The 26857-nt window shown below is 50.7% G+C and carries 28 protein-coding genes; 18 read left to right on the forward strand and 10 right to left on the reverse strand.

Annotated elements, in window-relative coordinates:
• Positions 1-53: 53 nt before the first annotated feature.
• From BQ7480_RS09795 to BQ7480_RS17875, 11 genes are all read left to right on the forward strand, one after another.
• Positions 54-659: an ExbD/TolR family protein gene (locus tag BQ7480_RS09795; protein ID WP_072542690.1), complete on the forward strand. Its 606-nt coding sequence runs from the start codon at positions 54-56 to the stop codon at positions 657-659.
• Positions 660-672: 13 nt separating this feature from the next.
• A complete protein-coding gene (locus BQ7480_RS09800; protein ID WP_022353633.1) occupies positions 673-1332 on the forward strand; it encodes an ExbD/TolR family protein in 660 nt (219 codons plus the stop codon).
• Positions 1333-1349: 17 nt separating this feature from the next.
• Positions 1350-2168: an energy transducer TonB gene (locus tag BQ7480_RS09805; protein WP_072542691.1), complete on the forward strand. Its 819-nt coding sequence runs from the start codon at positions 1350-1352 to the stop codon at positions 2166-2168.
• 10 nt (positions 2169-2178) lie between these two features.
• Positions 2179-3123 (forward strand): PstS family phosphate ABC transporter substrate-binding protein, encoded by a 945-nt coding sequence (locus tag BQ7480_RS09810; RefSeq protein ID WP_072542692.1) that lies wholly within the window; start codon positions 2179-2181, stop codon positions 3121-3123.
• 21 nt (positions 3124-3144) lie between these two features.
• A complete protein-coding gene (locus BQ7480_RS09815) occupies positions 3145-4578 on the forward strand; it encodes a tetratricopeptide repeat protein (protein WP_072542693.1) in 1434 nt (477 codons plus the stop codon).
• A gap of 46 nt (positions 4579-4624) precedes the next feature.
• Positions 4625-5146, forward strand: coding sequence for a hypothetical protein (locus BQ7480_RS09820; protein WP_072542694.1), 522 nt, complete (start codon positions 4625-4627; stop codon positions 5144-5146).
• Positions 5130-5768 carry a DedA family protein gene (locus BQ7480_RS09825; protein WP_072542695.1) on the forward strand — a complete coding sequence of 213 codons (639 nt, stop codon included), beginning with the start codon at positions 5130-5132 and terminating at the stop codon, positions 5766-5768. The genes BQ7480_RS09820 and BQ7480_RS09825 overlap by 17 nt, the downstream gene beginning before the upstream one ends.
• An 8-nt stretch (positions 5769-5776) precedes the next feature.
• Positions 5777-6424, forward strand: a complete 648-nt coding sequence (locus BQ7480_RS09830) for a DUF47 domain-containing protein (protein ID WP_072542696.1) — start codon at positions 5777-5779, stop codon at positions 6422-6424.
• 11 nt (positions 6425-6435) lie between these two features.
• Positions 6436-7458, forward strand: a complete 1023-nt coding sequence (locus BQ7480_RS09835; protein ID WP_072542697.1) for an inorganic phosphate transporter — start codon at positions 6436-6438, stop codon at positions 7456-7458.
• 120 nt (positions 7459-7578) lie between these two features.
• Positions 7579-9231 carry an AMP-binding protein gene (locus BQ7480_RS09840; protein ID WP_072542698.1) on the forward strand — a complete coding sequence of 551 codons (1653 nt, stop codon included), beginning with the start codon at positions 7579-7581 and terminating at the stop codon, positions 9229-9231.
• A gap of 149 nt (positions 9232-9380) precedes the next feature.
• Positions 9381-9527, forward strand: coding sequence for a hypothetical protein (locus tag BQ7480_RS17875; RefSeq protein ID WP_154670762.1), 147 nt, complete (start codon positions 9381-9383; stop codon positions 9525-9527).
• On the opposite strand, the gene BQ7480_RS09845 is transcribed toward BQ7480_RS17875, so the two are convergent.
• Complete coding sequence (locus BQ7480_RS09845) at positions 9518-10381, reverse strand: helix-turn-helix domain-containing protein (protein ID WP_235816668.1); 864 nt, start codon at positions 10379-10381, stop codon at positions 9518-9520. The genes BQ7480_RS17875 and BQ7480_RS09845 overlap by 10 nt on opposite strands.
• A gap of 85 nt (positions 10382-10466) precedes the next feature.
• On the opposite strand from BQ7480_RS09845, the gene BQ7480_RS09850 reads away from it, so the two are divergent.
• The 3 genes from BQ7480_RS09850 (at position 10467) to BQ7480_RS09860 (ending at position 12716) form a co-directional block, all read left to right on the forward strand.
• Positions 10467-11420: a DMT family transporter gene (locus tag BQ7480_RS09850; protein WP_022353318.1), complete on the forward strand. Its 954-nt coding sequence runs from the start codon at positions 10467-10469 to the stop codon at positions 11418-11420.
• Between the two features lie 68 nt (positions 11421-11488).
• Positions 11489-12322: a prolipoprotein diacylglyceryl transferase gene (lgt, locus tag BQ7480_RS09855; RefSeq protein ID WP_072542700.1), complete on the forward strand. Its 834-nt coding sequence runs from the start codon at positions 11489-11491 to the stop codon at positions 12320-12322.
• A complete protein-coding gene (locus BQ7480_RS09860) occupies positions 12309-12716 on the forward strand; it encodes a 2-amino-4-hydroxy-6-hydroxymethyldihydropteridine diphosphokinase (protein WP_072542701.1) in 408 nt (135 codons plus the stop codon). The genes lgt and BQ7480_RS09860 overlap by 14 nt, the downstream gene beginning before the upstream one ends.
• Here the strand turns inward: BQ7480_RS09860 and BQ7480_RS09865 are convergent.
• Together BQ7480_RS09865 and BQ7480_RS09870 are read right to left on the reverse strand one after the other, a co-directional pair.
• A complete protein-coding gene (locus BQ7480_RS09865; RefSeq protein ID WP_072542702.1) occupies positions 12683-13471 on the reverse strand; it encodes an exodeoxyribonuclease X C-terminal domain-containing protein in 789 nt (262 codons plus the stop codon). The genes BQ7480_RS09860 and BQ7480_RS09865 overlap by 34 nt on opposite strands.
• Before the next feature lie 136 nt (positions 13472-13607).
• Positions 13608-15047, reverse strand: coding sequence for a tagaturonate reductase (locus BQ7480_RS09870; protein WP_072542703.1), 1440 nt, complete (start codon positions 15045-15047; stop codon positions 13608-13610).
• A gap of 268 nt (positions 15048-15315) precedes the next feature.
• Here BQ7480_RS09870 and uxaC point away from each other — a divergent pair, with 268 nt between their 5' ends.
• Positions 15316-16719, forward strand: coding sequence for a glucuronate isomerase (gene uxaC, locus BQ7480_RS09880; RefSeq protein ID WP_072542705.1), 1404 nt, complete (start codon positions 15316-15318; stop codon positions 16717-16719).
• A 123-nt stretch (positions 16720-16842) separates the two neighbouring features.
• Positions 16843-17649 (forward strand): MBL fold metallo-hydrolase, encoded by an 807-nt coding sequence (locus BQ7480_RS09885; RefSeq protein ID WP_072542706.1) that lies wholly within the window; start codon positions 16843-16845, stop codon positions 17647-17649.
• A gap of 99 nt (positions 17650-17748) precedes the next feature.
• Here BQ7480_RS09885 and BQ7480_RS09890 read toward each other — a convergent pair whose 3' ends face one another.
• From BQ7480_RS09890 to BQ7480_RS09900, 3 genes are all read right to left on the reverse strand, one after another.
• Positions 17749-18204 (reverse strand): DUF4293 domain-containing protein, encoded by a 456-nt coding sequence (locus tag BQ7480_RS09890; protein WP_072542707.1) that lies wholly within the window; start codon positions 18202-18204, stop codon positions 17749-17751.
• Positions 18205-18331: 127 nt separating this feature from the next.
• Entirely contained in the window at positions 18332-18667 is a 336-nt protein-coding gene (locus tag BQ7480_RS09895; protein ID WP_022353325.1) for a DNA-directed RNA polymerase subunit omega, read from the reverse strand.
• 29 nt (positions 18668-18696) lie between these two features.
• Entirely contained in the window at positions 18697-19536 is an 840-nt protein-coding gene (locus tag BQ7480_RS09900) for an outer membrane protein assembly factor BamD (RefSeq protein WP_072542708.1), read from the reverse strand.
• A 150-nt stretch (positions 19537-19686) separates the two neighbouring features.
• Between BQ7480_RS09900 and uvrB the strand changes: the two genes are divergently transcribed.
• Together uvrB and BQ7480_RS09910 are read left to right on the forward strand one after the other, a co-directional pair.
• A complete protein-coding gene (gene uvrB, locus BQ7480_RS09905) occupies positions 19687-21726 on the forward strand; it encodes an excinuclease ABC subunit UvrB (protein ID WP_072542709.1) in 2040 nt (679 codons plus the stop codon).
• An 82-nt stretch (positions 21727-21808) separates the two neighbouring features.
• Positions 21809-23164 carry an alanine/glycine:cation symporter family protein gene (locus tag BQ7480_RS09910; protein ID WP_072542710.1) on the forward strand — a complete coding sequence of 452 codons (1356 nt, stop codon included), beginning with the start codon at positions 21809-21811 and terminating at the stop codon, positions 23162-23164.
• A gap of 308 nt (positions 23165-23472) precedes the next feature.
• On the opposite strand, the gene BQ7480_RS09915 is transcribed toward BQ7480_RS09910, so the two are convergent.
• From BQ7480_RS09915 to BQ7480_RS09930, 4 genes are all read right to left on the reverse strand, one after another.
• Positions 23473-23841, reverse strand: coding sequence for a hypothetical protein (locus tag BQ7480_RS09915; protein WP_072542711.1), 369 nt, complete (start codon positions 23839-23841; stop codon positions 23473-23475).
• A 429-nt stretch (positions 23842-24270) separates the two neighbouring features.
• Positions 24271-25539, reverse strand: a complete 1269-nt coding sequence (gene nqrF / locus BQ7480_RS09920) for an NADH:ubiquinone reductase (Na(+)-transporting) subunit F (RefSeq protein WP_072542712.1) — start codon at positions 25537-25539, stop codon at positions 24271-24273.
• Positions 25540-25557: 18 nt separating this feature from the next.
• Positions 25558-26181, reverse strand: coding sequence for an NADH:ubiquinone reductase (Na(+)-transporting) subunit E (nqrE, locus tag BQ7480_RS09925; RefSeq protein ID WP_072542713.1), 624 nt, complete (start codon positions 26179-26181; stop codon positions 25558-25560).
• Between the two features lie 36 nt (positions 26182-26217).
• Positions 26218-26856 carry an NADH:ubiquinone reductase (Na(+)-transporting) subunit D gene (locus tag BQ7480_RS09930; protein WP_022354364.1) on the reverse strand — a complete coding sequence of 213 codons (639 nt, stop codon included), beginning with the start codon at positions 26854-26856 and terminating at the stop codon, positions 26218-26220.
• Position 26857: the final 1 nt, after the last annotated feature.

Here is a 26857-nt window from a genome sequence, read left to right on the forward strand (position 1 = left end):
CCGGAATCCCCTCGTGTACACAATAACAGAGGTTTAACGAAAGATTGTTTATTATGAGTAGAGCAAAAATACAGAAAAAAAGCATGTTCATCGACATGACGGCGATGAGCGATGTCACCGTGCTGCTGCTGACTTTCTTCATGCTGACAGCCAGTTTCGTAAAAAAAGAACCGGTACAAGTGATCACCCCGGCCTCGGTGTCGGAAATAAAGATTCCCGAGACCAACATCCTGTCTATTCTGGTAGACCCCCAGGGGAAAATCTTCATGAGCCTCGACAAGCAGAGCGACATGACGGCTACCCTGGAAGCCATGGGCAAGGAATACGGGCTGACCTTCACCCCACAGGAGATAAAGAAATTTTCCCTGCAACAGACATTCGGGGTACCGATGAGTCACATGAAATCGTTTCTTGCCCTCAGCACGGAGCAACAAGACCGCACCCTGAAAACACAGGGTATTCCCTGCGACAGCATCGACAACCAGTTCAAGGCTTGGGTACGCCATGCACGTAGCGTCAACCACGACCTGCGCATCGCCATCAAGGCAGACCAGCAAACCCCCTATGCGGTCATCAAGAAAGTAATGAATTCTCTTCAGGACCTTAAAGAGAACCGGTACAACCTGATTACCTCGCTGAAATCGGGTCCGGAAGAATAAAAAAAACAACATTATGGCTGAAATTCAAGAAAATAATTCCAAAGAGAAGAAAGGAAACAAGCAAAAGAAAATGAATATCCGGGTCGATTTCACCCCCATGGTAGACATGAACATGCTGCTGATTACTTTCTTCATGCTGTGTACTTCTTTGAGCAAACCTCAAACCATGGAAATCAGCATGCCTTCCAACGATAAGAACATTACCGAAGAACAGCAGAACAAGGTGAAAGCCTCGCAGGCACTGACCTTGCTACTGGCCGACGACGGAAAGCTCTATTATTATGAAGGTGAACCGGACTACAAGAACTATGCTTCTTTAAAAGAAACCTCCTATCGGGCCGACGGACTGCGCAGCCTGCTGCTTGGAAAGAACCGGGAAGCCGTCAGGAAAGTACGGGAAGTAAAGGAGAAAAAGGCACGACTGGAAATCACCGAAGAAGAATGTAGGCAAGAAATTGCTCGCATTAAATCGGGGAAAGACACTCCAACCGTCATCATCAAGGCTACAGACAAGTCGACCTACAAGAACCTGATTGACACACTGGACGAGATGCAAATCTGCAGCATCGGGAAATACGTGATTGTCGACCTCACGGAAGGCGACCGTTTCCTGATTGACAACTATGTATCGAAAGGTGGGTTAAGTCAAAATGCGACAGACCGGAATGTATAACTTCAAAAAAGAAAGACATGTCAAAAGTTGATTTAACTTCTTTGGAATGGTGCGAACTCATTTTCAAAGATCGGAATAAGAATTACGGTGCCTACAAGATGCGCCGGGATTTGGGGAAGCGGCAGACAGCCGCCCTGGTAATTGTAACCGCAGTGGCCTTTGCCGGATTCACTTTGCCACGCCTCATCCGGATGGCCATACCCGCACAGAAAGAGGAAATGGTGGAAGTGACTCAGCTTTCGGCTCTGGAAGAACCGGAAGTGAAAGAAGAAATACTGAAAAAGGTGGAGCCTGTCGCTCCACCCCCTCCTGCCCTCAAGAGTACCATCAAGTTTACGGCACCGGTCATCAAAAAAGATGAAGAGGTACACGACGATGACGAGCTCAAGAGCCAGGAAGAACTGACACAAACCAAAATTCAAATATCCATCGCAGATGTAAAGGGGAACGATGAACTGAACGGGAAAGACATTGCCGATTTGCAGGAAGTCATCACCCAGGCTCCGGAAACGCAAAAAGAAGAGCCTTACACCATGGTGGAACAAATGCCGCAATTTCCGGGAGGACCCGCCGAACTGCTCAGGTACATTGCCAAGAACCTGAAATATCCTGTAATAGCGCAGGAAAACGGCATACAAGGGAAGGTCATCCTGCGCTTTGTGGTTTCCGCCCAAGGCTTCGTGGAAGAGGTAAAAGTGCTCCGTTCACTGGACCCCTACTGTGACAAAGAAGCCATCCGGGTGGTAAAATCCTTGCCGCAATGGATTCCCGGAAAACAGAACGGACGCAACGTACCCGTGTACTACACCTGTCCCATTGTGTTTAAATTACAATAACCTGATGTGTATGAAAAGAAAATACCTGTTTTATCTACTGCTGTGCGTCCTTGCATGTACGGCCTGCCATTCTTCCGGGAAATCCGGAAAGGAAGAAACGCTTTATTCCGGTGAAATCCGGATAGCCGTCGACGAATCTTTCAAGCCAATCATGGAAGAAGAGTTACAAGTCTACCAGGCCCTGACACCGGAAGCCGTTATCCATCCGATCTACTGTAGCGAGGTGGAAGCCGTCAGCCTTCTTCTGAAAGACAGTGTCCGGCTGGCCGTCACCCACCGCCGCCTGACAGAGGAAGAACTGGCTTCTTTTCATGCACGCAAGTTCTTTCCCGAATCGGTCCGGCTGGCCACCAGCGGAGTAGCCCTGATTACCCACCGCAACAATCCGGACTCGGTAATCACGGTCGAACAGTTCCGCCGCATCATGACCGGCAGGATGACTCAGTGGAAAGAACTGAACCCACAGTCTGCTTTGGGAGCCATACAGGTGGTTTTCGACAATCCGAACTCTGGCCTCCTGCATTACGTCATGGATTCCATCTGCCAGGGAACGGCGCTTTCACCTTCCCTAAAGGCACAGAAGACCAATGAGGAGGTCATCGACTACGTGTCGTCGACCCCTTCGGCCCTCGGAGTGATTGGGGCCAACTGGATTGGAGACCAAGCAGATACCACCCGGCTTTCCTTCCATCAGAAGGTCCGGGTCATGGCAGTCTGTCCGACTCAGGAAACCAATACGGCACACGGTTTCAAGCCATATCAGGCCTACCTGGCACTCAGGAAGTATCCGTTTACCGCCGATGTGTTCCTCTTGGTCAACGACCCGAAAGGAGCTCTTCCAACCGGTCTGATGACGTTTCTGACGGGCGACCGCGGGCAACGCATCCTCCTGAAGTCAGGACTGGTTCCGGCCACTCAACCGGTACGTATTGTGAATGTAAAAGATGATTTTTAAACAACAACGAAAAAACAGACAATGAAAAATAAAATCTTATTTTTTATAAGTTGCGGTTTGCTGTCAACCCTGCCCTACACCAGCACCGCCCAAGAAAAACCTGCCGAGGAGACCACCCGGCAAATCCAACAAATTGCCGCCGGCATCCCAACCCATCCGGAGGCGGCTGCCCAACAATTCCACGAACTGCTGAAAGGGAAGAACAAGAAAAACGTCTCCCTGCTCGTGGCCGTAGGAAACGCTTACCTCGCGCACAACTGCCTGGAAGAAGCACAGACTTATGCCGACCAAGCTCTGAAAACCGACCCGCGGGCTGCCGAAGCCTGCGTACTGGCGGGCGACGTTGCCCTGGCCCGGAAAAAGGTAGGAGAAGCCTGTGGGTATTACGAACAAGCCATTCTGTTCGATGCCGACTGCAACGAAGCCTACTACAAGTACGCACGGGCCTACATCGGAGTCAATCCGTCTCTGTCGGTTGAAATGCTCGCCAAACTAAAGGCCCGTCATCCGGAACAGGCCGATGTGGACCGCGAACTGGGAAACGTGTACTACCAGTCCGGCAATTACGCCAAGGCCAAATCGGCCTACGAGACGTTCATGCAACGGGGAACGCCCGGCGTGCAGGACTACGAGCGTTATGCCATGCTGCTATACCTGAACAAGAACTACGCACAATCCTTGCAGACCGCAAGAAAAGGCTTGGGCACCGATGCCCACAATCATCTTCTGCTACGTCTGCAAATGTACGATTTGTATGAGACAGGTGCCTGCAAGGAAGGACTTGAAGCCGCCGATACGTTTTTCAACGGCCCGGCAGAGAATGACTATGTGTACCTGGACTATCTGTACCAGGGGCGCCTGTTACTGGCTGAACAACAGACCGATCAAGCCTTGAAATGTTTTGAAAAGGCTCTTCAGGCCGACCCTCGGCACGAACATCCGGAAATAGCCAAAGAAGTGTCTGCCGTCCAGGAAAAACTGCAACACTATCCCGAGGCCATCCGTCTGTATGAGCTCTACATGAACCACAAGCAAGGACAGAAAGAAATAAGCGACCTGTTCCTATTGGGAAGACTGTACTACATGGCTGCTGGAAACGTTTCCGAGGAAGAAAGCGAGAAGACGACATACCTGAAAAAAGCAGACGAGATTTTCGCGCAAGTCTCCCAGAAAGCGCCCGACAACTACCCGGGATATTTCTGGCGGGCACGGACCAACGCCATGGCCGACCCTGAAAGTACGGAAGGACGGGCCAAGCCTTACTACGAAGCAGCCTTGGCACTGCTGGAAAAGAAAGCCGATGCCTCCCAATCACTTCTCATCGAATGTGAAAGTTACTTGGGTTACTATTACTTCCTGCAAAAGGACTACGCACAATCACAGGTCTACTGGAAGAAAATCCTAGAGCTGGACCCGGAAAACGCCACGGCACGGCAAGCCTTGCAAGGTCTCTGATGCCAGCAGAGTCTTTTTATCTTTTCACCAATAAAAAAACAAGTTTATGGAAATATTCAACCTATCCCAATCTTATCCTCCTCAGGACATCCGGAAACGGACTCACTTGTTCCTCATCGTTCTCTCCGTAGCCATGCTGGCCGTCGGAATCAGTCTGTTTTTCTTGCCCAAAAACCAGACAGAGTCGAATATCGACGCATTGCGAATCTTCCTCGGAATCCTGCTGACCGGCTCTGCCCTCTACTTCCTAGGCTTCCGCACCCGTTATCTGGCTTATGCAGAAACGGGCAGCCGTATCTGCAAGCGGCACTTCATCTGTTCCAAAACCCGGTTCTCCCGCTTACGGGAACACCTGGCCGACTATTGCCTGCTGCCTGAAATTGCTCCGGAAGAAAACCGACTGTACCTGCTCGTCGTACATTCGAAAGATTGGCAGTACACTGCGTTCCAGGTCTTGTCGTACACCTCTTTTCTGTATGAACCCGTCACGGAACTGTGTCGCCTGAAAGGAAAAGAGGCTGCCACCTTCCTACAAAAACTGCATACTGCCCATGGACTTTTTGATTGACTTCCTCCTGCATGTCGACCAGCACTTGATGGAGTTCATGCAAGCCTACCATCAGTGGACGTATGTCCTTCTATTTCTGATTGTCTTTTGTGAGACCGGACTTGTGGTCCTGCCTTTCCTCCCCGGAGACTCTCTGCTTTTTGTCTCCGGGGCCATGGCCTCACTGCCGGATACTCCCCTGCACATCAGCCTGCTGCTTCCGGTGCTGTTTGCCGCCGCCGTACTGGGCGACTCGTGCAACTACCTGCTGGGGCAGCATTTCGGGGAAAAGCTGTTCAACCGGCCCGAGTCCAGGCTATTCCGCCAAAGCCACCTGGAAAAGACCCATGCCTTCTTCCAGCAACATGGCAAAAAGGCCGTCCTCATTGCCCGCTTCGTGCCTGTGGTCCGCACATTTACCCCATTCGTAGCCGGAATGGGGAGAATGCACTATCCCAGCTTCATGGGCTACAATGTGGCGGGAGCAACCGTATGGGTCCTTTTGTGCTGCCTTTCCGGTTATTTTTTCGGCAACCTTCCCTTTATACAGGAGCATCTCAACCTGCTGTTGTATGGCATCGTGCTGGTATCGCTCAGTCCGGCTCTTATTGAATTCTTACGCCTAAAAATTAAACTTCACTAACTACAGACATGAAAAATTCATTATTAAACCGTTTTGTACCCAAAGAAACCAAGTTTTTCCCTTTATTGCAACAACTTTCGCGCACCGTACAGGATGCTTCCCGACTGCTCATCGACAGCATGGAATACGACACCCCGGATACCTGGCTGGAATTTTATCGGGAAATCAAGGAAGCCGAAAAAGAAGGTGACAGAATCACCCAACTGATATTCAAAGAGCTCGGACAGACCTTCATCACCCCGTTCGACCGGGAGGATATACACTATCTGGCTTCTGCCCTCGACGATGTGGCCGACCGTATTCACAGCACCTCCAAGCGAATCGCCATTTATAATCCACGCAGCCTTTCCGAGAGTGCTAAAAAACTGGCTGTCCTCATACAGCAAGGCACTTCTCTTATCTGTAAGGCCGTGGACGAGCTGGAACATTTCAGTAAAAATCCCTCCCGTTTGAAAGACTGTTGCCTGCAACTGCACGAGCTGGAAAACCGCGCGGACGAGGTGTATGAACTGTTCATCATGCAGTTGTTCAATGAAGAGACCGACTGCATCGAACTGATTAAGACCAAGGAAATCATGCAGGAGCTGGAAAAGACCACCGACGCAGCTGACCGTGTGGGGAAAATCCTGAAAAACTTCATCATTAAATATGCTTAAACCGTTTTGTCATGGAATTACTCATTGCCATCCTCGTACTTGCGTTGCTCTTTGACTATATCAACGGATTCCACGACGCGGCCAACTCCATCGCCACCATCGTGTCGACCAAGGTGCTGAGTCCGCTCCAGGCCGTCGTATGGGCTGCCTGTTTCAACTTTGTGGCGTTCTTCATCGCCAAATACCTCATCGGCGATTTCGGTATCGCCAACACAGTATCGAAGACCGTCTACGAACCCTACATCACACTGCCCGTCATCCTTGCAGGAGTCATTGCCGCCGTCATTTGGAATCTGTGGACCTGGTGGAAGGGCATCCCTTCTTCTTCCTCCCACACCCTCATTGGCGGATTTGCCGGAGCCGCTATCACCGCCCACGGATTCGAGGCCATCCATAGCGCCGTCATCCTGAAAATCGTACTGTTCATTTTTCTGGCTCCCCTCATCGGTATGGTCGTAGCTTTCCTGTTTACCCTACTGGTGCTGAATCTGTGCCGGAAAGCCCACCCCCACACCGCCGAAAAATGGTTCAAGAAACTTCAGCTGCTGTCTTCCGCCTTGTTCAGCATCGGACACGGCCTGAACGACTCACAGAAAGTAATGGGCATCATTGCTGCGGCCCTGATTGCTGCCCATTCACAAGGTATCAGTATGGGTGTGCACAGCGTGGCCGACCTGCCCGACTGGGTAGCCTTTTCCTGCTTCACGGCCATTTCTCTGGGCACCATGTCCGGAGGCTGGAAAATCGTACGGACCATGGGAAGCCGGATTACCAAAGTGACGCCACTGGAAGGAGTGATTGCAGAAACATCCGGAGCCTTTACCCTATATCTCACGGAATACCTGAAGATTCCGGTCAGCACAACCCATACCATATCGGGGGCCATCATCGGGGTGGGTACCACCAAACGCCTGTCGGCCGTCCGCTGGGGAATCACCCGGGAACTGATGACTGCATGGGTACTCACCATTCCCGTAAGCGGACTGCTGGCTGCCATCGTGTACTGGTTGCTGGAAGGGATACAAGCAGGATGATGAAGGAAAGAAAAATGTCCTAAAGGTCGGAATTTTGTAAAAAAAGGAAGCCTCATAGGTAAAGTTCTATCAACTTTTATTACTTTTGCGCACATTGTGTCAAACATTGTGCAATTTGAAATGGAAATACAAGACAGTTTCATACAGCTTGTGGAAGAAAGCATCCGCGCCAACTGGGACCGTGATGCACTGACAGACTACAAAGGAGCTACCCTGCAATACAAGGACGTAGCAAGAAAGATAGAGAAAATGCATATCCTGCTCGAACGGGCAGGCATCCGGAAGGGAGACAAAATCGCGCTGTGCGGGCGCAACAGTGCCAATTGGACGGCCACTTTCTTAGGGGTGGTCACCTACGGGGCGGTAGCCGTTCCCATTCTCCATGAATTCAAAGCCGACAACGTGCACCACATCGTCAACCATTCGGAAGCCCGCATGCTTTTCGTGGGCGACCAAGTGTGGGAGGAGTTCAACGAAGCAGCCATGCCGAACCTGGAGGGAATCATCGAACTGAAGAATTTCGACCTGGTGGTGTCACGCTCGGAACAGCTCACGTATGCCCGTGAGCACCTGAACGAGGAATTCGGCAAGAAATATCCCTGCCGTTTCCGTGCCGAACAGGTGTCCTACCGCCGGGAAGAGCCGGAAGAACTGGCTGTCATCAACTACACCTCGGGCACTACGGGCTATTCCAAAGGGGTGATGCTGCCCTACCGGAGCATCCTTTCCAACATCGTACACATCCATCACAAGGTGGGACTGAAGGCGGGCGACAGTATCGTGTCCATGCTTCCGCTGGGACATATCTTCGGACTGGTGTTCGATTTTCTTTACGGCATCACCGTGGGCGCACACTTGTGGTTCCTCACCCGCATGCCGAGTCCGAAAATCATTGCCGAATCGTTTGCTGTCATCCGTCCGCGGGTCATTGCCTGCGTGCCGCTCATCGTGGAGAAGATTTTCAAGAAGAACATTCTGCCGAAGGTGGACAACCGGCTGGGCAAGCTGCTGCTGAACCTGCCCATCATCAGCGACAAAATCAAGGAACAAATCCGCCAGCAGGCCATGGAAGTGTTCGGCGGGAATTTCATCGAAATTGTGGTGGGAGGTGCCCCGTTCAACGCCGAAGTGGAGGCCTTCCTGCGGAAAATCAATTTCCCCTACACCATTGCCTACGGCATGACGGAATGCGCCCCGCTCATCTGCCACAGCCGCTGGGATGAGATTCTGTACACTTCATGTGGAAAGACAGTGGCTAACATGGAGACGAAAGTGCTCTCCGACAATCCGGAGCGTGTGCCCGGGGAACTGGTGTGCCGCGGCATGAACGTGATGCTGGGCTACTACAAAAATGAGGCTGCCACTGCACAGACCATCGACAAGGACGGCTGGCTGCACACGGGCGACATGGCCATCAAGGATGCCGATGGGAACATCTTCATCAAGGGACGCTGCAAAAACATGCTGCTCACGGCTTCGGGACAGAACATTTATCCGGAAGAAATCGAGGCACGCCTCAACAATATGCCGTATGTGAACGAATCGCTGGTCATCCTGAAAGACAACAAACTGGTGGCCCTGATTTATCCGGACATGGACGACGCACTTTCTCACGGACTGAGCAAACAGCAGCTGGAAGTAGCCCTCGACCAGAACCGCATCGAACTGAACAAGGTGCTGCCGGCGTATGCGCAGATCACGCACGTGAAACTGTACCCGGAAGAGTTTGAAAAAACAGCCAAGAAGAGCATCAAGCGCTTCCTGTACCAGTAAGAAACATCCTGAAAAAGAGGACCTTGCGAATAGCCCAAAAACGCAAGGACGTTTCAAGTAAAATGTACTTGCGTTTTAAGTCAAACGCAAAGGCGTTTTATTCCAAACGCACTTGCGTTTTTTTATGCCTTTTTTTACGCTTCGAGGTCGTGACACGGGAATATGACGTGGTGGTAGGTACGGAACTGATTGACCCCAAAAATCCGGACAGGGGATATCGATACGAAGAAAAGAACGTGAAGGAAACCACCAAAGAGGCCTACGACACGCTTACTTTCGAGATTACTTACAACTGATGCCCGCCGGCTTCGGGTGCATGCGCTTTCCGGTAGTCCATGGGAGTCATCCCGTGGTGCTGCCGGAAAAGCTTGTTCAGGTAGCAGGAGTCGATGTATCCCATCCGGCTGGCAATCTCCTTCACACTCATGCGGGTACCCGTGAGCAACTCCTCCACCCGCTTCAGGCGGTTCTTGGAAACATAAAGCCGGAAATCCTCACCGAAATTCCGCTTGAAGAAACGTCCAATGTAGGTGGGCGACAACTGAAAGCGGGCGGCCAAGGCTTCCAGCCGGAGTTCATCGGGCTGGTCGATATGCTGTTCGATGTAGAGCAGCAGGTTCCGGGCCTTGTCTCCTTCCGGTCCCACTCCCGTTTCCGTGGCATCCAGTCCCCTGGCAGCCAGCAGGATGAGGCTGTTCACATAGTTCGACAAAAGCATCTCGGACAAGGCACGCTTGCCAGAGGCTTCTTCCACCAACAGTTCCATGAGCCGACGGATGGCTTCACGGTCGGCCGCAGCCGGCTGCATCCGGAACCCCGACTGCACCTCGAGCGCGCGCCCCACGTAGTGGCCGATGCTGTCGAACACATAATTCTCCGTAAAGCGGATAAACACATAACGGCTGTGCGTGCGGATGGTGTACACGTGTATCCGGCTGGGCGGAATCAGGAAGAGGTCGCCCGCCTCGTAGGTATGACACTCCCGCTCGCTGCCCACCGTATGGGCACAAAAAGTGCCGCTCCCCTCCAGAATATAGGCCATCTCAAAAAATGAGTGCTGGTGCTCCCCGATTGGAAATTCATCGTGCTCTCTCAAAAGAATCTCCACCTGCTGATACAGATTTTCCTTCCACATAGTCGTATTCTTCATGATTATAGCACAAAAATACAATATTAATCCCTCACTCCTTCCTAACTTTGCAGCGTTTTTTGAAAATAATTAAGACACAGACTATATGGAAAAATTTAGCTGGAAAGGACATGCTTCCATGCTGGGAGCCAACACAATGTGGGGGCTGATGTCGCCCATGTCCAAATTGCTGATGGCCGGGGGGGCCGTCACACCGCTGGTCGTTACGGACTTGCGTATCGGGGGAGCCATGGTATTGTTCTGGATTGCCTCCCTGTTTCAGAAACCGGAGCACGTGAACCACAAGGACTTGATTACGCTGTTTTTCGCTTCCCTGTTTGCCATCGTGTTCAATCAGGGTTCGTTTATTTTCGGCGTGAGCCTGAGCTCGCCGGGCGATGCGTCCATCATCACTACAAGCATGCCGCTCTGGGCCATGGTACTGGCTGCCTTCATCCTGAAAGAACCGATTACCGGAAAGAAGGTGCTGGGTATTGCCTGCGGTGCGGGAGGTGCCTTGCTGCTTATCCTGGGAAGCAGTCAGAACCAGCCGGCTGCTTCTTCTGCCAGCCACACGGCCATCTGGGGAGATTTGCTGGTGTTATTCGCCCAGTTCTGCTATGCCTTCTATATCGTGCGCTTCAAGGACTTCGTAAACAAATATTCGCTCATCACCATCATGAAGTGGATGTTCACCTATTCCTTCATCTGCACACTCCCCTTCTCGGCCCGCGACCTGATGAATGCCGACTGGGCCGGACTGCAGGCCACTGAAATCGGCAGCCTTATCTTCATCGTGGTAGGGGCCACCTTCATCAGTTACATGCTGATTGTGGTGGGCCAGAAGAACCTCCGTCCGACGGTAGCCGGCATGTACAACTACATCCAGCCGCTGGTAGCCTGCATCGTGGCCGTATGCTGGGGCATGGATTCCTTCAACCTGACGAAAATCATTGCCGTGGTACTGATTTTCGGTGGGGTCTATCTGGTTACTTCCAGCCGCAGCCGGAAGGAAATGGAAGCCTATCAGCAAGCGCAATCTGCAGAAGAAAATTCGTAAACGTCTTTTTCATTCGCATATTCCCTCATTTTTCCTTACCTTTGCTCCGATTCTTAAAAAAAGGAAAAATGAGGGAATTACTTTATATACACTGGAATCCGGACCCGGCCTTGTTTCACCTTGGAGGGTTTACGCTCCGATGGTACAGCGTGTGCTGGGTTATCGCCATTCTGAGCGGCACACAAGTGGTCTACCGTCTGTACAAACAGAAAGGGCTTCCGCTGGATACGTTTCAAACCCTGTTCACTTACAGTTTCATCGGAATCTTTGCCGGAGCACGACTGGGGCACTGTCTCTTTTATGACCCACAGTATTTCCTGAGCCATCCGCTGGAAATCATCCTTCCGGTTCACTTCCTGCCGCAAGGGGGATGGGTGTTCACCGGATATGCCGGACTGGCCAGCCACGGTGGTACGCTGGGGCTGATTCTGGCCTTGGTCCTTTTCTGCCGAAAAACGAAAATTCATTTTCTTGATATCCTCGACATGATGGGTATCGCCGCTCCTTTGGGGGCCGGATTCATCCGTCTGGCCAACCTGATGAACTCTGAAATCATCGGTATGCCCACGAATGTGCCTTGGGCCTTCGTCTTCGAACGTGTGGACATGCAGCCCCGCCATCCGGCCCAGCTCTACGAGGCACTGGCGTATTTCGTCTTCTTCCTGATTATGCTGGCCGTCTACCGGACACGGAAAGACCGTGTGCAGAAAGGATTTTATTTCGGTCTGTGCATCACCCTGATTTTCACCTTCCGTTTCTTCGTGGAATTCCTGAAGGAAAGACAAGTGGACTTTGAGAATGCTCTTCCGATAGACATGGGACAGATTCTGAGCCTCCCTTTCATTGCCGTAGGATTGTATTTTGTATTCCGTAAAGCACATACCCGCCATGCCCGAAACTGATGTATCTCATACCTGCCTGCTCTGCATGGGTTCCAACCTGGACGCCCGGCTTCACCTGAAGAATGCGGAAGAGTCGCTGCAACGGCTTTTCCCGGGAATTGAATGGGGGGAAATCGTGGAGACACAACCGGAAAGGATGAGCAACCCGCAACCGTTTCTGAACCGGGCGGCCCGTTTTCATACCTCACTGGCCATGAAGGAGGTACGGAACTTACTGAAAGAAATCGAACAGACCAACGGCCGAACTCCCCAAAGCAAGGAGGAAGGACGCATCCCCCTCGACATCGACTTGCTGACCTACGACCAGCAGGTGCTTAAACCCTTGGACTTGAAAAAAGAATACGTACGCCGGGCCTTCCTTCACGCCAGCTTCACATATCCCAGCCGGGTATAGCGTACCCCGTGTGATTCATAGTGCGACATCACCTTGGCCGACAGCAAATGCAGGAACTGTTGCGGCTCAATCGCCCGGCTGCGACAACTCAGCACATTGGGACTCAGGCTACGGGCACGGGCCTTGACAAGAAACGTGAAACGGTTGCCGTCGCGGTCGGCCGCCAGCACGTTCTGGTCGACAAAAAAATCAGGTTTATAAGTATCTACCTGCAACCGCACGTGAAGCACCGTTACCTGCAAATCTTTCAACGTATCACCCACCTCCCGCACAAACTGGCTGACGGAAGCGATACGCGGCTTGCGCACGGTCAGTTCAAAGTGTACCACGGCAAAACGTTTGGCCAGTTCCACCGTACGTTCATACCGCGGATTGTGAGGCTCAAACTTGTTGGCCAGCCAAAGTATATACGAAGGGTCAATGTAATATATCTCCGCCAAATGTTTTCCCTTGTATTTGCCGAAAGGCATCAAATCGTCCAAAAGGCCGTAATACGGTTCAAACCGTTCATTGTCGGCTGTTTCCAGCCTCACATTACAGTTCTGCAACATCGAGAAGGCACGGGCCGAAGCCGCATCCAACGTCACGCCCAGCGTACGGACAAAGAGATAGGACGGAGGAGAAAGAAATTCGCGCCACAGCGCATAATACGGGCGATACTCGGTCGCCATGCTGATAAGATAGGCTCCATTGTCACGCGTGCGTCCACGATTGAAAAGCTCCAATTCCTTTTGTACTTGTGCGGTGATTTCCATACCTGCCTCCTACTTTGAAGGCAAGATATAAAAAAAGAATCGAAAATGCAAGTTTATACAAACAAAACGGGAGGAAACGGCCCTTTATCTGCCTTTCCTCCCGTCAAGATGAATATGGAATTCTAACAATTAATTGTCAAAGAATGGCCTTCACCGTTTCCAGCATACCTTTCTCCTGAATGCTGTCAAGGTCTTTCTTCACGGCTTCCTTCAGCCCCGGAATCAGGTTCAGGTCTTCGCCCCAGATAGAAGTGGCCCCCAGCACACCTTCCGCAATCTTGGCCGTATCGCCCGTAGCCCACAGCTGTTTCAGCAAATCCATGATTTCCGGTGCGTCGTTGGGGACAATTTCAGCCCCATCGGCACGTACACCTCCTTTATAGTAAGTGATGATGGCAGCCAGTCCCAGTACCAGTCCTTCGGGCAGTTTGCCCTTACGCTGCAAGTACGTTTTCAGTCCGGGCAGGTCACGGGTCTGGTATTTCGGGAAGGAATTCAGCATGATGGAAGTCACCTGATGGTCTACAAACGGGTTATTAAAGCGTTCCAGCACATCGTGTGCAAATTTCTCCAGCTCCTCTTTCGGCAGATTCAAGGTTTCCATCAGTTCGTCGAACATCACCTTATGGATGAACTTGCCGACCACCGGATGCTGGCAGGCATCGCGCACGATATTGATGCCGGAAAGGTATGCCACCGGAGAGAGTACGGTATGTGGACCGTTCAGCAAGGTCACCTTCCGTTCATGGTACGGTGCTTCCGACGGTACGAACAGCACGTTCAGTCCGGCCTTGTCGGCAGGGAATTCGGCGGCAACTTCCTTCGGCGCCTCGATGACCCACAAGTGGAAGATTTCGGCCTGTACCACCATGTTGTCGTCATATTGCAACTTTTCCTTGATGGCGTCGATGTCCTTGCGCGGGAATCCCGGTACGATACGGTCGACCAGCGTGGCATATACACCGCAAGCCTTTTCAAACCAGTTTTTGAAGCCGTCGCCCAGGTTCCAGAGTTCGATGTACTGGTAGATGGTCTCCTTCAGCTTGTGCCCGTTCAGGAAAATCAGTTCACACGGGAAGATAATCAGCCCTTTCGACATATCGCCCTGGAAGGTCTGATAGCGATGATACAAAAGCTGTGTCAGTTTTCCGGGATAGGATGAAGCCGGCGCATCGTCCAGCTTGCAGGAAGGGTCGAAGGCAATGCCCGCTTCCGTCGTATTGGAAATCACGAAACGCATCTCGGGTTGTTCGGCCAGTCTCAGGAAATCCTGGAACTGGTGGTAAGGATTCAGGGCACGGCTGATGACGTCAATCATCGTCAGGCTGTTCACAGCCTCTCCTTTTTCCAGTCCCTGCAGGTTGACATGATACAGGCAATCCTGAGCGTTCAGCTTGTCAATCATTCCCTTTTCGATGGGCTGTACCACTACCACGCTGCTGTTGAAGTCGGCCTTTTCGTTCATGTTGTAAATAATCCAGTCCACAAATGCACGGAGGAAATTCCCTTCACCAAACTGGATGATTCTTTCCGGACGGACCGTCTTACGGGCGGTCTCTTTGTTCAATGCTTTCATACTATATCTTTAATTCACAAAATTGTTTCTTTTTGGCTCATTCACACCCTATAAACATCTATTTTTCAATTAATTAGATTTCCCTCGGCAACATTAAATTTCATAAATGAGTGTTGCAAAGGTAATAAATATTTTGTTATTCCAAAGAAAATTTCTACTTTCGTGTTCGATAACGGAAAGGTAATCGATATTTTATGTTGCCCAACATAAATAAATTGTAACCTGCCGCTTAAATACAACCCTACAAACATTAAAAAACACATTCGTCATGAAGAAATTTATGGATGAAAACTTCCTGTTGCAGACTGAAACCGCGCAGGAACTATATCACAACCATGCGGCCAAGATGCCCATCATCGACTACCACTGTCACCTGAGTCCGAAAATGGTGGCCGACGATTACCAGTTCAAGTCTATCACCGAAATCTGGCTGGGAGGTGACCACTATAAATGGCGTGCCATGCGAAGCAACGGTGTGGCTGAACGTTATTGCACCGGCGATGCCTCCGACTGGGAAAAGTTCGAAAAATGGGCAGAGACCGTTCCCTACACGCTCCGTAACCCATTGTACCACTGGACGCACCTGGAACTGAAAACAGCTTTTGGCATCGACAAGATTCTGAATCCATCTACCGCCCGCGAAATCTTTGACGAATGTAATGCCAAACTGGCTACTCCGGAATATTCCGCCCGCAACCTGATGCGCCGTTACCATGTGGAAACGGTATGTACTACCGACGACCCGGTGGATTCACTGGAATACCACATCGCTACCCGTGAAAGCGGCTTTGAAATCAAGATGCTGCCCACTTGGCGTCCGGACAAGGCCATGGCTGTGGAAGTACCTGCCGATTTCCGTGCCTACGTGGAAAAACTGAGCGAAGTGAGCGGCGTCAGCATCTCCAGCTTCGACGACATGGTAGAGGCCCTGCGCAAGCGTCATGCCTTCTTCGCCGCACAAGGCTGCAAGCTGTCCGACCACGGTATCGAAGAGTTCTACGCGGAAGACTATACGGATGCCGAAATCCGCGCCATCTTTAACAAGGTATATGGCGGTACCCCGCTGACCCACGAAGAAATCCTGAAGTTCAAGTCGGCCATGCTGGTGGTATTCGGTGAGATGGACTGGGAAACCGGCTGGACACAACAGTACCACTACGGAGCCATCCGCAACAACAACACAAAGATGTTCAAGCTGATTGGTCCCGACACAGGTTTCGACTCCATCGGCGAATTCAGCACTGCCAAGTCCATGTCGAAATTCCTCGACCGCCTGAACACGGAAGGCAAACTTACCAAGACCATCCTCTACAACCTGAACCCTTGTGCCAACGAAGTGATTGCCACCATGCTGGGCAACTTCCAGGACGGCACGATACCGGGCAAGATTCAGTTCGGTTCAGGCTGGTGGTTCCTCGACCAGAAAGACGGCATGGAGAAACAGATGAACGCACTTTCCCTGCTGGGGCTGTTGAGCCGCTTTGTGGGCATGCTCACCGACTCCCGTTCATTCCTCTCCTATCCGCGCCATGAATATTTCCGCCGTACACTCTGCAACCTGCTGGGCAAAGACGTGGAGAACGGAGAAATTCCGGTCAGCGAAATGCCGCGCGTGCAGCAGATGGTGGAAGACATCAGCTACTACAACGCCAAGAACTTCTTCCAGTTCTGACCAATCGCAAGCTGAAAAAACATACTATAATCCATTTCAAGGCCGTTCCTTTCGGGACGGCCTTATTTGATTTCTGTCTTTTTTTCCGTATCTTTGCGTTCCTTTAGCAAAAAAGAAAAAGAGATGAAAGTACAGTTCATGAGTCTGGCAAGCGGAAGCAGCGGCAATTGCTACTACCTGGCTACCGACCACACCGCTATATTGATTGATGCCGGCATTGGCATCCGCACCATCAAAAAAGTGTTCAAAGACCGTATGCTAAACCTGGAAGGCATACAAGGCGTACTCGTCACCCACGACCATGCCGACCACATCAAAGCAGTCGGCCACCTGGGAGAACGGCACGGACTTCCGGTCTACACCACCCACGAAATACATGAGGGCATGCGCCACAGCTATTGCATGACCGAACGACTGAGTCCGGAACGCATGCATTTCATCCGGAAAGAAGAAAGCTTCACACTGGGCGATTTCCACATCACCTGCTTCGAGGTGCCCCACGACGGTACCGACAATGTGGGCTACTGCATCACGGCCGGCGACAAGACCTTCTCTTTCCTGACCGACATCGGACACATCACCCCCACGGCGGCACACTACATCCAGCAGAGCAACTACCTGATTATGGAAGCCAATTACGATGACACCATGCTGAAGATGGGACCTTACCCCCAGCACCTGAAGGAACGCATTGCCGGACCCAACGGACACATGAGCAACCACGAAATGGCCGACTACCTGAGCAAGCATTTCCCCAAAGGACTGAAATACCTGTGGCTCTGCCACCTGAGCAAGGACAACAATCATCCGGAACTGGCCTTCAAGACCGTAGAGCTGGCCTTCCGCCAGGAAAATATCTTGGTAGGCAAAGACGTGGAAGTCATCCCGTTGAGACGTACCAGCCCTTCCGAGATGTATGTCTTTGAATAGCAGTTTTCCAAAGATACCGACAGAAAAAACGAGATGCGCCCTCTTTCCCGAAGCAGGAAGAAGGGCGCATCTCGTTTCAGAGATATCGCCACGCCTGTATCAGCGCAGTCTTTCGTAAGCCTTTACCAGCATCTCGTCCTTGCCGATGGCACGGATGGCAAGCCAGTTCAGAATGATGCTCACCAGCGGCAGGCAGACCGTCCACGAAGGCATGAAACTGTAGTCATCGAAAGCCTTGTCCGGATTCACCACAAAATAAGCCAGCACCAGATAATACCCCACCAATACGATGGTATTGAAAATCGTGAGACGAATTTGCAGCATCCGCTTCCGGTACAAGAAAATCGTCACCAGCGCCACTACGGCCACCACCGTCAGCACGGCGAACAACGCCCACGGCGTATAGTTCACATTGCCGTCCGGAAGCATGTAGGAAAGGTTTGTCATTTCACAAATATTCTTGTCTGTATAGAAACTTCCTACGGAAGCAGACATCATCACCACCATCAGGATGGCTACTATCAGCAAATAAACTGTCTGTATTCTCTGTATCATAATTCAATCGTCAAAAAGAGGTTCTCAAAAATAAATGTCATTCTGAGGGCGACGGTTCCTGCCGGATGCGCTCAGAATGACAAGCCCAAATGCGCGTGCGCATTCAATCAATTCGTTCCAATAAGGATTACTGCAATTTTTCTTTTTCCTTTGCAGGGTTTCTATAGTAAACCTTTCCTTCGATGTACTCCTGCGTGGCAATCAATGTCGGTTTCGGGAGTTTTTCGTAATAGCGAGAGATTTCAATCTGCTCTCTGTTTTCAAACACCTCTTCCAGATTATCGTTGTAAGAAGCAAACTCCTGTAATTTCTTGGAGAGGTCATTCTTCATCTCTGCAGCAATCTGATTGGCACGTTTGCCGATGATAGCTACTGTTTCATAGATATTGCCTGTGTCCTCACAGAGTTCCATCAAATTACGAGTAACGGTAGTTGTAGGAGCGTTTGTCTTTTTGTAATCCATAATTCCTTATTTATAATTATAAACGTTTATTATTCATCTTCATCCGTGGAAACATACTTGCTGACATCGGCATAAATAGTCTCCACCTCCTTCATGTATTTGCTTTCCGGAAATTCATTCTTGAACGCATAATATTCGTCCACGGTCTCGCGCATGCGGTCTTCCCGTTTTTCAAGCACACTCTCTTTGGCCATGTGGTACTTTGCACGGAGAATCAGGATAGAAAGGTCTTCCCGCATCTTTGTGTAAGGATATTCCTTCAACACGTTCTGTGCCGTGACGATGGCAGCCAGATAGTTGTTACCCGTGCTGCTGTACACCGCATTTCCGGAATAAGACCCCAGGTCGTAATAAAGTTTCGCAGAAAGATATTCCTTCTCTACCAGCTTATCCTGCAACTCAAAAATCATGTTCTGAGCCAGTTCCTTCCGGTCGCTCATCGGGAAGTATTCCATGAACATCTGCAACTCCTGAATGGCCTTATAGGTGCTGCTCTGGTCCAGACGCGGCTCCGGAGTGTCGAGATACAGCGCCTTCCCACTGAAGAAACGTGCCAGTTCCGTATAAGTACCGCGCGGATAAGTAGTGTAGTAAGTATTGAAATAATGTGAAGCCGTCACATAGTCCCCCTGATTATAATAAGTCATCGCAAGCATATACAAAGACTCTTCTCCGTTGGACGTACCTTTCAGGATAGGAATCAGTTCTTCCAGAATAGTAGCCGCACGCGAATTCTGTCCCTTGGCAAAATAACTCTTTGCCGCTTCGTATTTGTATTCGTAGTCAGTGCTTTTCAGCACCTTATTATACTCTCCGCAGGAAGATAAGATTCCCGCAGAAAGGAGGGCCATTGCAATATATTTCTTCATATTTATCAAGATAGTTGCGCAAAATTACTCTTTTCCAGCGAATAATCCAACTCTCGGACGTTTTTTAATGTAATTTTTCAGGACGGGCAAAGGGATGTATAAAATAATATGTAATTTTACATCCGTTTTCAATTAGCTATTCCTGTTTTCATGAATTTCGAACTGATATCCGACTACCAGCCCACCGGCGACCAGCCGGAAGCCATCGCCCAGCTGACCGAAGGCGTCAAGCAGCATGTGCCTGCACAGACTCTGCTGGGAGTCACCGGGTCTGGAAAGACCTTCACCATTGCGAATGTCATCAAGAACGTCAACAAGCCGACCCTGATTCTGAGTCACAACAAGACGCTGGCCGCACAGCTCTACGGGGAGTTCAAGAACTTCTTCCCGCACAATGCCGTGGAGTATTACGTGTCTTACTACGATTATTACCAGCCGGAGGCATACATCCCTTCGACCGACACCTATATAGAAAAGGATCTGGCCATCAACGAGGAAATCGACAAGCTGAGGCTGGCGGCCACTTCTGCCCTGCTTTCGGGACGGAAGGATGTCATTGTGGTGTCGTCCGTGTCGTGCATCTACGGTATGGGAAACCCGGCGGACTTCTACAACAACGTCATTGAAATCAAGAAGGGGAAACTGTTGGACCGCAACGTGTTCCTGCGCCGGCTGGTGGACAGTCTGTACGTGCGCAACGACATTGAACTGAACCGTGGCAACTTCCGGGTGAAGGGCGACACGGTAGACATCTCACTGGCCTATACCGACAGCGTGCTCCGGGTGATGTTCTGGGACGACGAGATAGACGGCATCGAGGAGATAGACCCCATTTCGGGCCATCGCCTCGGCACGTTCGACGAATACAAGATTTACCCGGCCAACCTCTTCATGACAACCAAGGAGAGTACGCTCCGGGCCATCCACCAGATTGAGGATGACCTGACGAAGCAGGTGGCTTATTTTGAGGAAATCGGGAAACCATACGAAGCCAAGCGTCTGTATGAACGGGTGACGTACGACATGGAAATGCTGCGCGAACTGGGACACTGCTCGGGCATCGAGAACTATTCGCGCTACTTTGACGGACGCGAACCGGGCACCCGTCCTTACTGCCTGCTCGACTTTTTTCCGGAGGATTTTCTGATTGTCATCGACGAAAGCCACGTCAGCGTGCCACAGATACGGGCCATGTATGGCGGCGACCGGGCCCGCAAGACGAACCTGGTGGAATACGGATTCCGTCTGCCGGCAGCCATGGACAACCGTCCGCTTACGTTCGAGGAATTCCAGCAGATGGCCAAGCAGGTGATTTATGTGAGTGCGACCCCGGCAGAGTACGAACTGCAACAGAGTGAGGGCATCGTGGTGGAACAGGTAATCCGTCCCACCGGACTGCTGGACCCGGTCATCGAGGTACGCCCCAGCCTGAACCAGATAGACGACCTGATGGAGGAGATACAGCAGCGCATCGAAAAGGAGGAACGTGTACTGGTCACCACCCTGACCAAGCGCATGGCGGAGGAACTGACGGAATACCTGCTCAACAACGGCATCCGCTGTGCCTATATCCACAGCGACGTGGACACGCTGGAGCGCATCAAAATCATGGACGACCTGCGGCAGGGTATCTACGACGTGCTGGTAGGTGTGAACCTGCTGCGTGAGGGACTCGACCTGCCGGAAGTGTCGCTGGTGGCCATTCTGGATGCCGACAAGGAAGGTTTCCTGCGGTCGCACCGCTCGCTCACCCAGACGGCCGGACGTGCCGCCCGCAACGTGAACGGAAAAGTCATCATGTATGCCGACCATATCACGGACAGCATGCGGCAGACCATCGACGAGACCAACCGCCGGCGAGAAAAACAGCTGGCCTACAACGAGGCCCACGGCATCACGCCGAAACAGATTACGCGCTCGCGCAACAACGCCCTGCTCGATATCGAACGGTCTTCTTCCGCGGCAGAAAGCAAGCCGAAGGCTCCCAAGGCTTATACCGAAACAGAAGCCCAGCTGCATGCGGCAGCCGACCCCGTGGTACAGTATATGACGAAAGACCAGTTGCAGAAAAGCATCGACCGCACCCGCAAGCTTATGCAGGAAGCGGCCAAGAAACTGGACTTCATCGAAGCGGCACAATACCGCGACGAGCTGCTCCGCATGGAGGAACTTTTGAAAGAAAAATCCTGACCCTGCATTCATTTCTGTCACATTTTTATGTGTTTTGATTTATTATTCATACTTTTGCAAACAAAATCAAGACAAACAGAAAATGGAACAGATTACGAAGATTGTACAGGAAATCAGTTCGTTCTTATGGGGATGGCCCATGATTATCCTGCTTTTGGGTACGCATCTTTACCTGACCATCCGGTTGCGTTTCCCACAGTTGCACATTCTCAAAGCCCTGCGGCTTTCCGTCAGCAAGGATCGGGAAGCCGGCGGCGACGTCAGCCAGTTCGGGGCACTGGCCACTTCACTGGCGGCCACCATCGGTACGGGTAATATCATCGGAGTGGCCACTGCCGTGGCACTGGGCGGACCGGGCGCCGTGTTCTGGTGCTGGCTCACAGGTGTTTTCGGGATGTCTACAAAATATGCCGAAGGATTGCTGGCTGTGAAATACCGGGTCAAAAACAAATCGGGCGAAATGATTGGCGGACCGATGTACGCATTGGAACGCGGACTGGGCATGAAATGGCTGGGCATCCTGTTCTGTATCTTCACCGCACTGGCGGCTTTCGGCATCGGCAACACGGTGCAGGCCAATTCCATTTCCTTGCTACTCCATGAATCCTACGGAGTATCGACTCACCTGACAGGGGTAGTAATGAGTGCCCTGACTGCGCTTGTAGTGATTGGCGGCGTAAAAAGTATCGCCAAAGTCTGCATGGGACTCGTTCCGCTCATGGCCCTCCTCTATGTGGCAGGCTGCATTTATATTCTGATAGTGAACCACGCATATCTGGGTGCTTCCGTCCGGCTCATTCTGGAATCGGCTTTCTCGGCCCGCGCGGCAGGAAGCGGTTTCGTGGGCACCACGGTGATGATGGCGGCCCGTTACGGCATTGCACGGGGACTTTTTTCCAATGAATCAGGACTGGGCTCGGCTCCTATCGTGGCTGCTGCCGCCCAGACACGCAACCCGGTGCGCCAGGCACTGGTTTCTTCCACGGGTACCTTTTGGGATACGGTAGTCATCTGTGCCCTGACCGGACTGGTGCTGGTGAGCAGCATCTTGGCCTATCCGGACATCGACTACACAAGCGACGCGGCCCTGACCAAGATGGCCTTCGCGAAAATCCCCTACATCGGTACCCCCATCTTGTCATTCGGCATCGTGACTTTCGCCTTCAGCACCATTCTGGGCTGGACGTACTACTCGCAAAAGGCGATGGAATACTTGGGAGGGCGGAAAATCATGCTGGCCTACCGGCTGGTGTGGATTGTAATGGTGTATGTAGGTTCCGTAGTCAATCTGTCCCTCGTGTGGAACTTTGCGGATGTAGCCAATGCCCTCATGGCCATTCCGAACCTCATCTCCCTGCTTCTGCTCTCGGGTGTTATCGTCAGCGAGACCCGGAAATATCTCTGGAACGACCGCTTGAATGACTATCACGAGGAATGAGATGGACCTCCCAAACAGAGAAATTGTCCATAAAAGAACGCACTTGCGTTTCCCTGAAAACGTACTTACGTTTTACTTCAAACGCACTTGCGTTTTATCTGAAACGTACTTGTGTTTTGATTCAAACGCACTTGCGTTTTTTCTCAGTCTCTATTCCGCCCGCCACTCCTACACTAACCCACAGAAACACAACAGCTTAGAAAACACATATTAGAAAAGCCATTCTTGGGGAAGGATTCGCAAGGAAATAAAAAACCCCGAAGAACTTCCGCTAGTCTTCGGGGTAGGAAAAGGTCAAAAATATTTCTTTATTTTGCTTCGTTCAAGTCGATACCTTTATTGCGCAGTGTCATGGCCATCAGACGTACGTAGTTTGAATACTGCTTTTCGTCCAGCGTCTGTTTCATCAGCTTCAAGTTACCATAGACTGCCTTACGGACTTTTTCCTTGTTTTCAGTCTTTGAAGCGTTGGCGCGAGTCATTTCCTGTTCAAAGTAGTCGCAGATATCAGCCACTTTCTCGTGCTGAGTAGATGACAGGTTCAAATACTTAGTCAGCTTGGTCTTGTTGATTGAACCGTTCCACTTCTGTGCGTTGTTGTTTTCGTTCACACCTTCTGCAAACATAGAAACTGAAAATGCCAATGCGGCTACCAATGTTAATCCTAATCTTTTCATACCTTTAAAATCTTTTACCTAAAAACTGTGTTACCTAAAATAATCTAGTTTAGCTCGAGCTATTTCTTTTTACCGATACAAAGATAAGAACATGTTGAACAACACAAAAACAAACTGGAGAAAAAATCGCTTATCCCCTATCATTTATTGACGTACATCAAGAACAGAGTATCAAAATGAACAATTTCTTCACACTTTTGTAATATATAGCCTTATTTCTCCTCCTATTCATGACTACTTGTATACTGTTTGACAAATTGGATTTCATAAAAGAAAGACAAGCAAATCTTCTTTACTCCAATACCCACTTCCCACAGCCCATTCTATCCGTATGACTACAAACAACCGACAATGGGTACCTTATGGTCATAAAAAAAGCCCCTGCGCTGTGCAGAGGCTTTCTTTATTTCAAGACTTATAATCTCTTGATTATCCACCGAAGTTATCATACATGATAGAAGAGCTTTCAACGCCCAGGCTATCCAGCATGTTAACCACAGCTTTTGACATCGGACCAGGACCACACATGTAGTATTCGATGTCTTCCGGAGCTTCGTGGTCTTTCAAGTAAGTGTTGTACATTACCTGATGAACGAATCCCGGAGTGTACTTCACGCCCGCTGCATCGGCTGCCGGATCCGGACGGTCGAGTGCCAAGTGGAAGTGGAAGTTCGAGAAGTCTTTTTCCAGCTGCAGGAAGTCTTGCAGATAGAACACTTCGTTCAGCGCACGGGCACCGTAGAAATAGTGCAGTTCGCGATCTCTTGTGTTCAACGTACGAGTCATGTGCATAATCTGTGCACGCAGCGGAGCCATACCGGCACCACCACCGACCCAGATCATTTCCTTCTTAGAATCGAAAATCGGATGGAAGTCTCCGTAAGGACCACTCATCAGCACCTTGTCACCCGGTTTCAGGGTAAAGATGTAAGAAGAAGCGATACCCGGCATCACATCCATGAAACCGCTGCGGTCGGGTTTGAACGGCGGAGTAGCGATACGCACTGTCAGCATGAATACGTCGCCTTCAGCCGGATAGTTGGCCATAGAGTAAGCACGGATGGTTTCTTCTTCGTTTTTACACTTCAGGTTAAACAAACCGAACTTTTCCCATGCAGGCAGGTATTCCTTACCGATAAGGTCTTTATCGATATCCTTGTTGTAGTCCATTTCATATTTAGGAATCTTGATCTGTGCGTATGAACCCGGGATGAAGTCCATGTGGGCACCCTTAGGCAACTGCACCTTGAATTCCTTGATGAAAGTAGCCACGTTCTTGTTGGAGATAACGGTACATTCGTATTCCTTTACACCCATTACAGATTCAGGCACCTTGATAGACAGGTCACCTTTCACCTTCACCTGGCAGCCCAGACGCCAGTGGTCTTTCTGCTGCTTGCGGCTGAAGTGGCTCACTTCAGAAGGCAGGATTTCGCCACCTCCTTCAATCACCTGACACTTGCACTGTCCGCAAGAACCCTTACCACCACAAGCCGACGGCAAGAATACGCCGTTAACGGCCAGTGTGTTCAGCAACGTAGAGCCGGATTCCACTTCCATTTCCTTGTCGCCGTTGATAGTCAGTTTCACGTTGCCGGAAGCCACAAGGAAATTCTTTGCTACCAGCAGGATGACTACCAGCACCAGAATAGTCACCAGGAATACTCCAATGCTCGCTAAAATAAAATTCATATCCATTGTCTTATTCCTTTCCTATTAGATGTTCAAACCAGAGAAACACATAAATGCCATTGCCATCAGACCTACAGTGATGAAAGTGATACCCAGTCCTCTCAGCGGAGCAGGTACGTCAGAGTAAGCCATTTTCTCACGGATGGCAGCCAGACCTACGATAGCCAGCATCCAGCCGAGACCTGAACCCAGGGCGTATGAGATAGAATCCCAGATGTCGCCGATGTATTTCGGGTCAGACGGGCTCAGCGTGATACGCTGCTGCATGAACAGAGAAGCACCCATGATGGCACAGTTTACAGCAATCAGCGGCAGGAAGATACCCAGTGACGCATACAGTGAAGGACTGAAGCGTTCTACCACCATTTCCACCAGCTGAACGATAGCCGCGATTACGGCAATGAAGAGGATGAAGCTCAAGAAGCTCAGGTCAATTCCCAGAATGCCGTCGGCAGCCAACACCTTCGTCTGCAACAGGTAGTTGACCGGCAAGGTAACCACCAGCACGAAAGTTACGGCAATACCCAGACCGAGGGCAGTCTTCACGTTCTTCGAAACAGCCAGGTATGAACACATACCCAGGAAGAACGCAAATATCATATTGTCCACAAAGATTGAGCGGACCAATAAACTCAAAAAATGTTCCATAATTCTGGATTTTTAATTTCCGTTTTTGGTTAATAATTATTCTTTGTCTTGCAGTTCTTTGTGTTTAGCACGCTGGTACCAGATCAGGCACGCTACGATAATCAGAGCCATCGGCGGCATCAACATCAAACCGTTGTTTACATAACCGGCACTCTTGATTGCGTCGTAGTTCAGGATATTGAATCCCAACAGGGTACCTGAACCCAGCAATTCACGGAAGAATGCAACGATTACCAGAATCTTGGCATAACCCAGACCGTTACCGATACCGTCCAGGCAAGATTCCCACGGGCCGTTTGACATGGCGAATGCTTCCAGACGTCCCATCAGGATACAGTTGGTAATAATCAAACCTACGTAAACAGACAGCTGTACGCTCACGTCGTAGGCAAAAGCCTTCAACAGTTCACTTACGATAGTTACCAAGGCAGCCACTACCACCAGCTGTACGATGATACGGATACGGTTAGGAACAGTCTTACGCAACAAGGAGATTACCACGTTAGAGAAAGCGGTAATGATGGTTACGGAAAGACCCATCACGATGGCCGGTTCCAATTTGGAAGTAACGGCCAGAGCAGAACAGATACCCAACACCTGTACGGTTACCGGGTTGTTCATGCTGATCGGAGCAGAAAATACTTCTTTGTTCTTAGCTGAAAATAAACTTCCCATT

The sequence above is a fragment of the Bacteroides mediterraneensis genome (genome assembly GCF_900128455.1).
GTDB classification, from domain to species: Bacteria; Bacteroidota; Bacteroidia; order Bacteroidales; family Bacteroidaceae; genus Phocaeicola; species Phocaeicola mediterraneensis.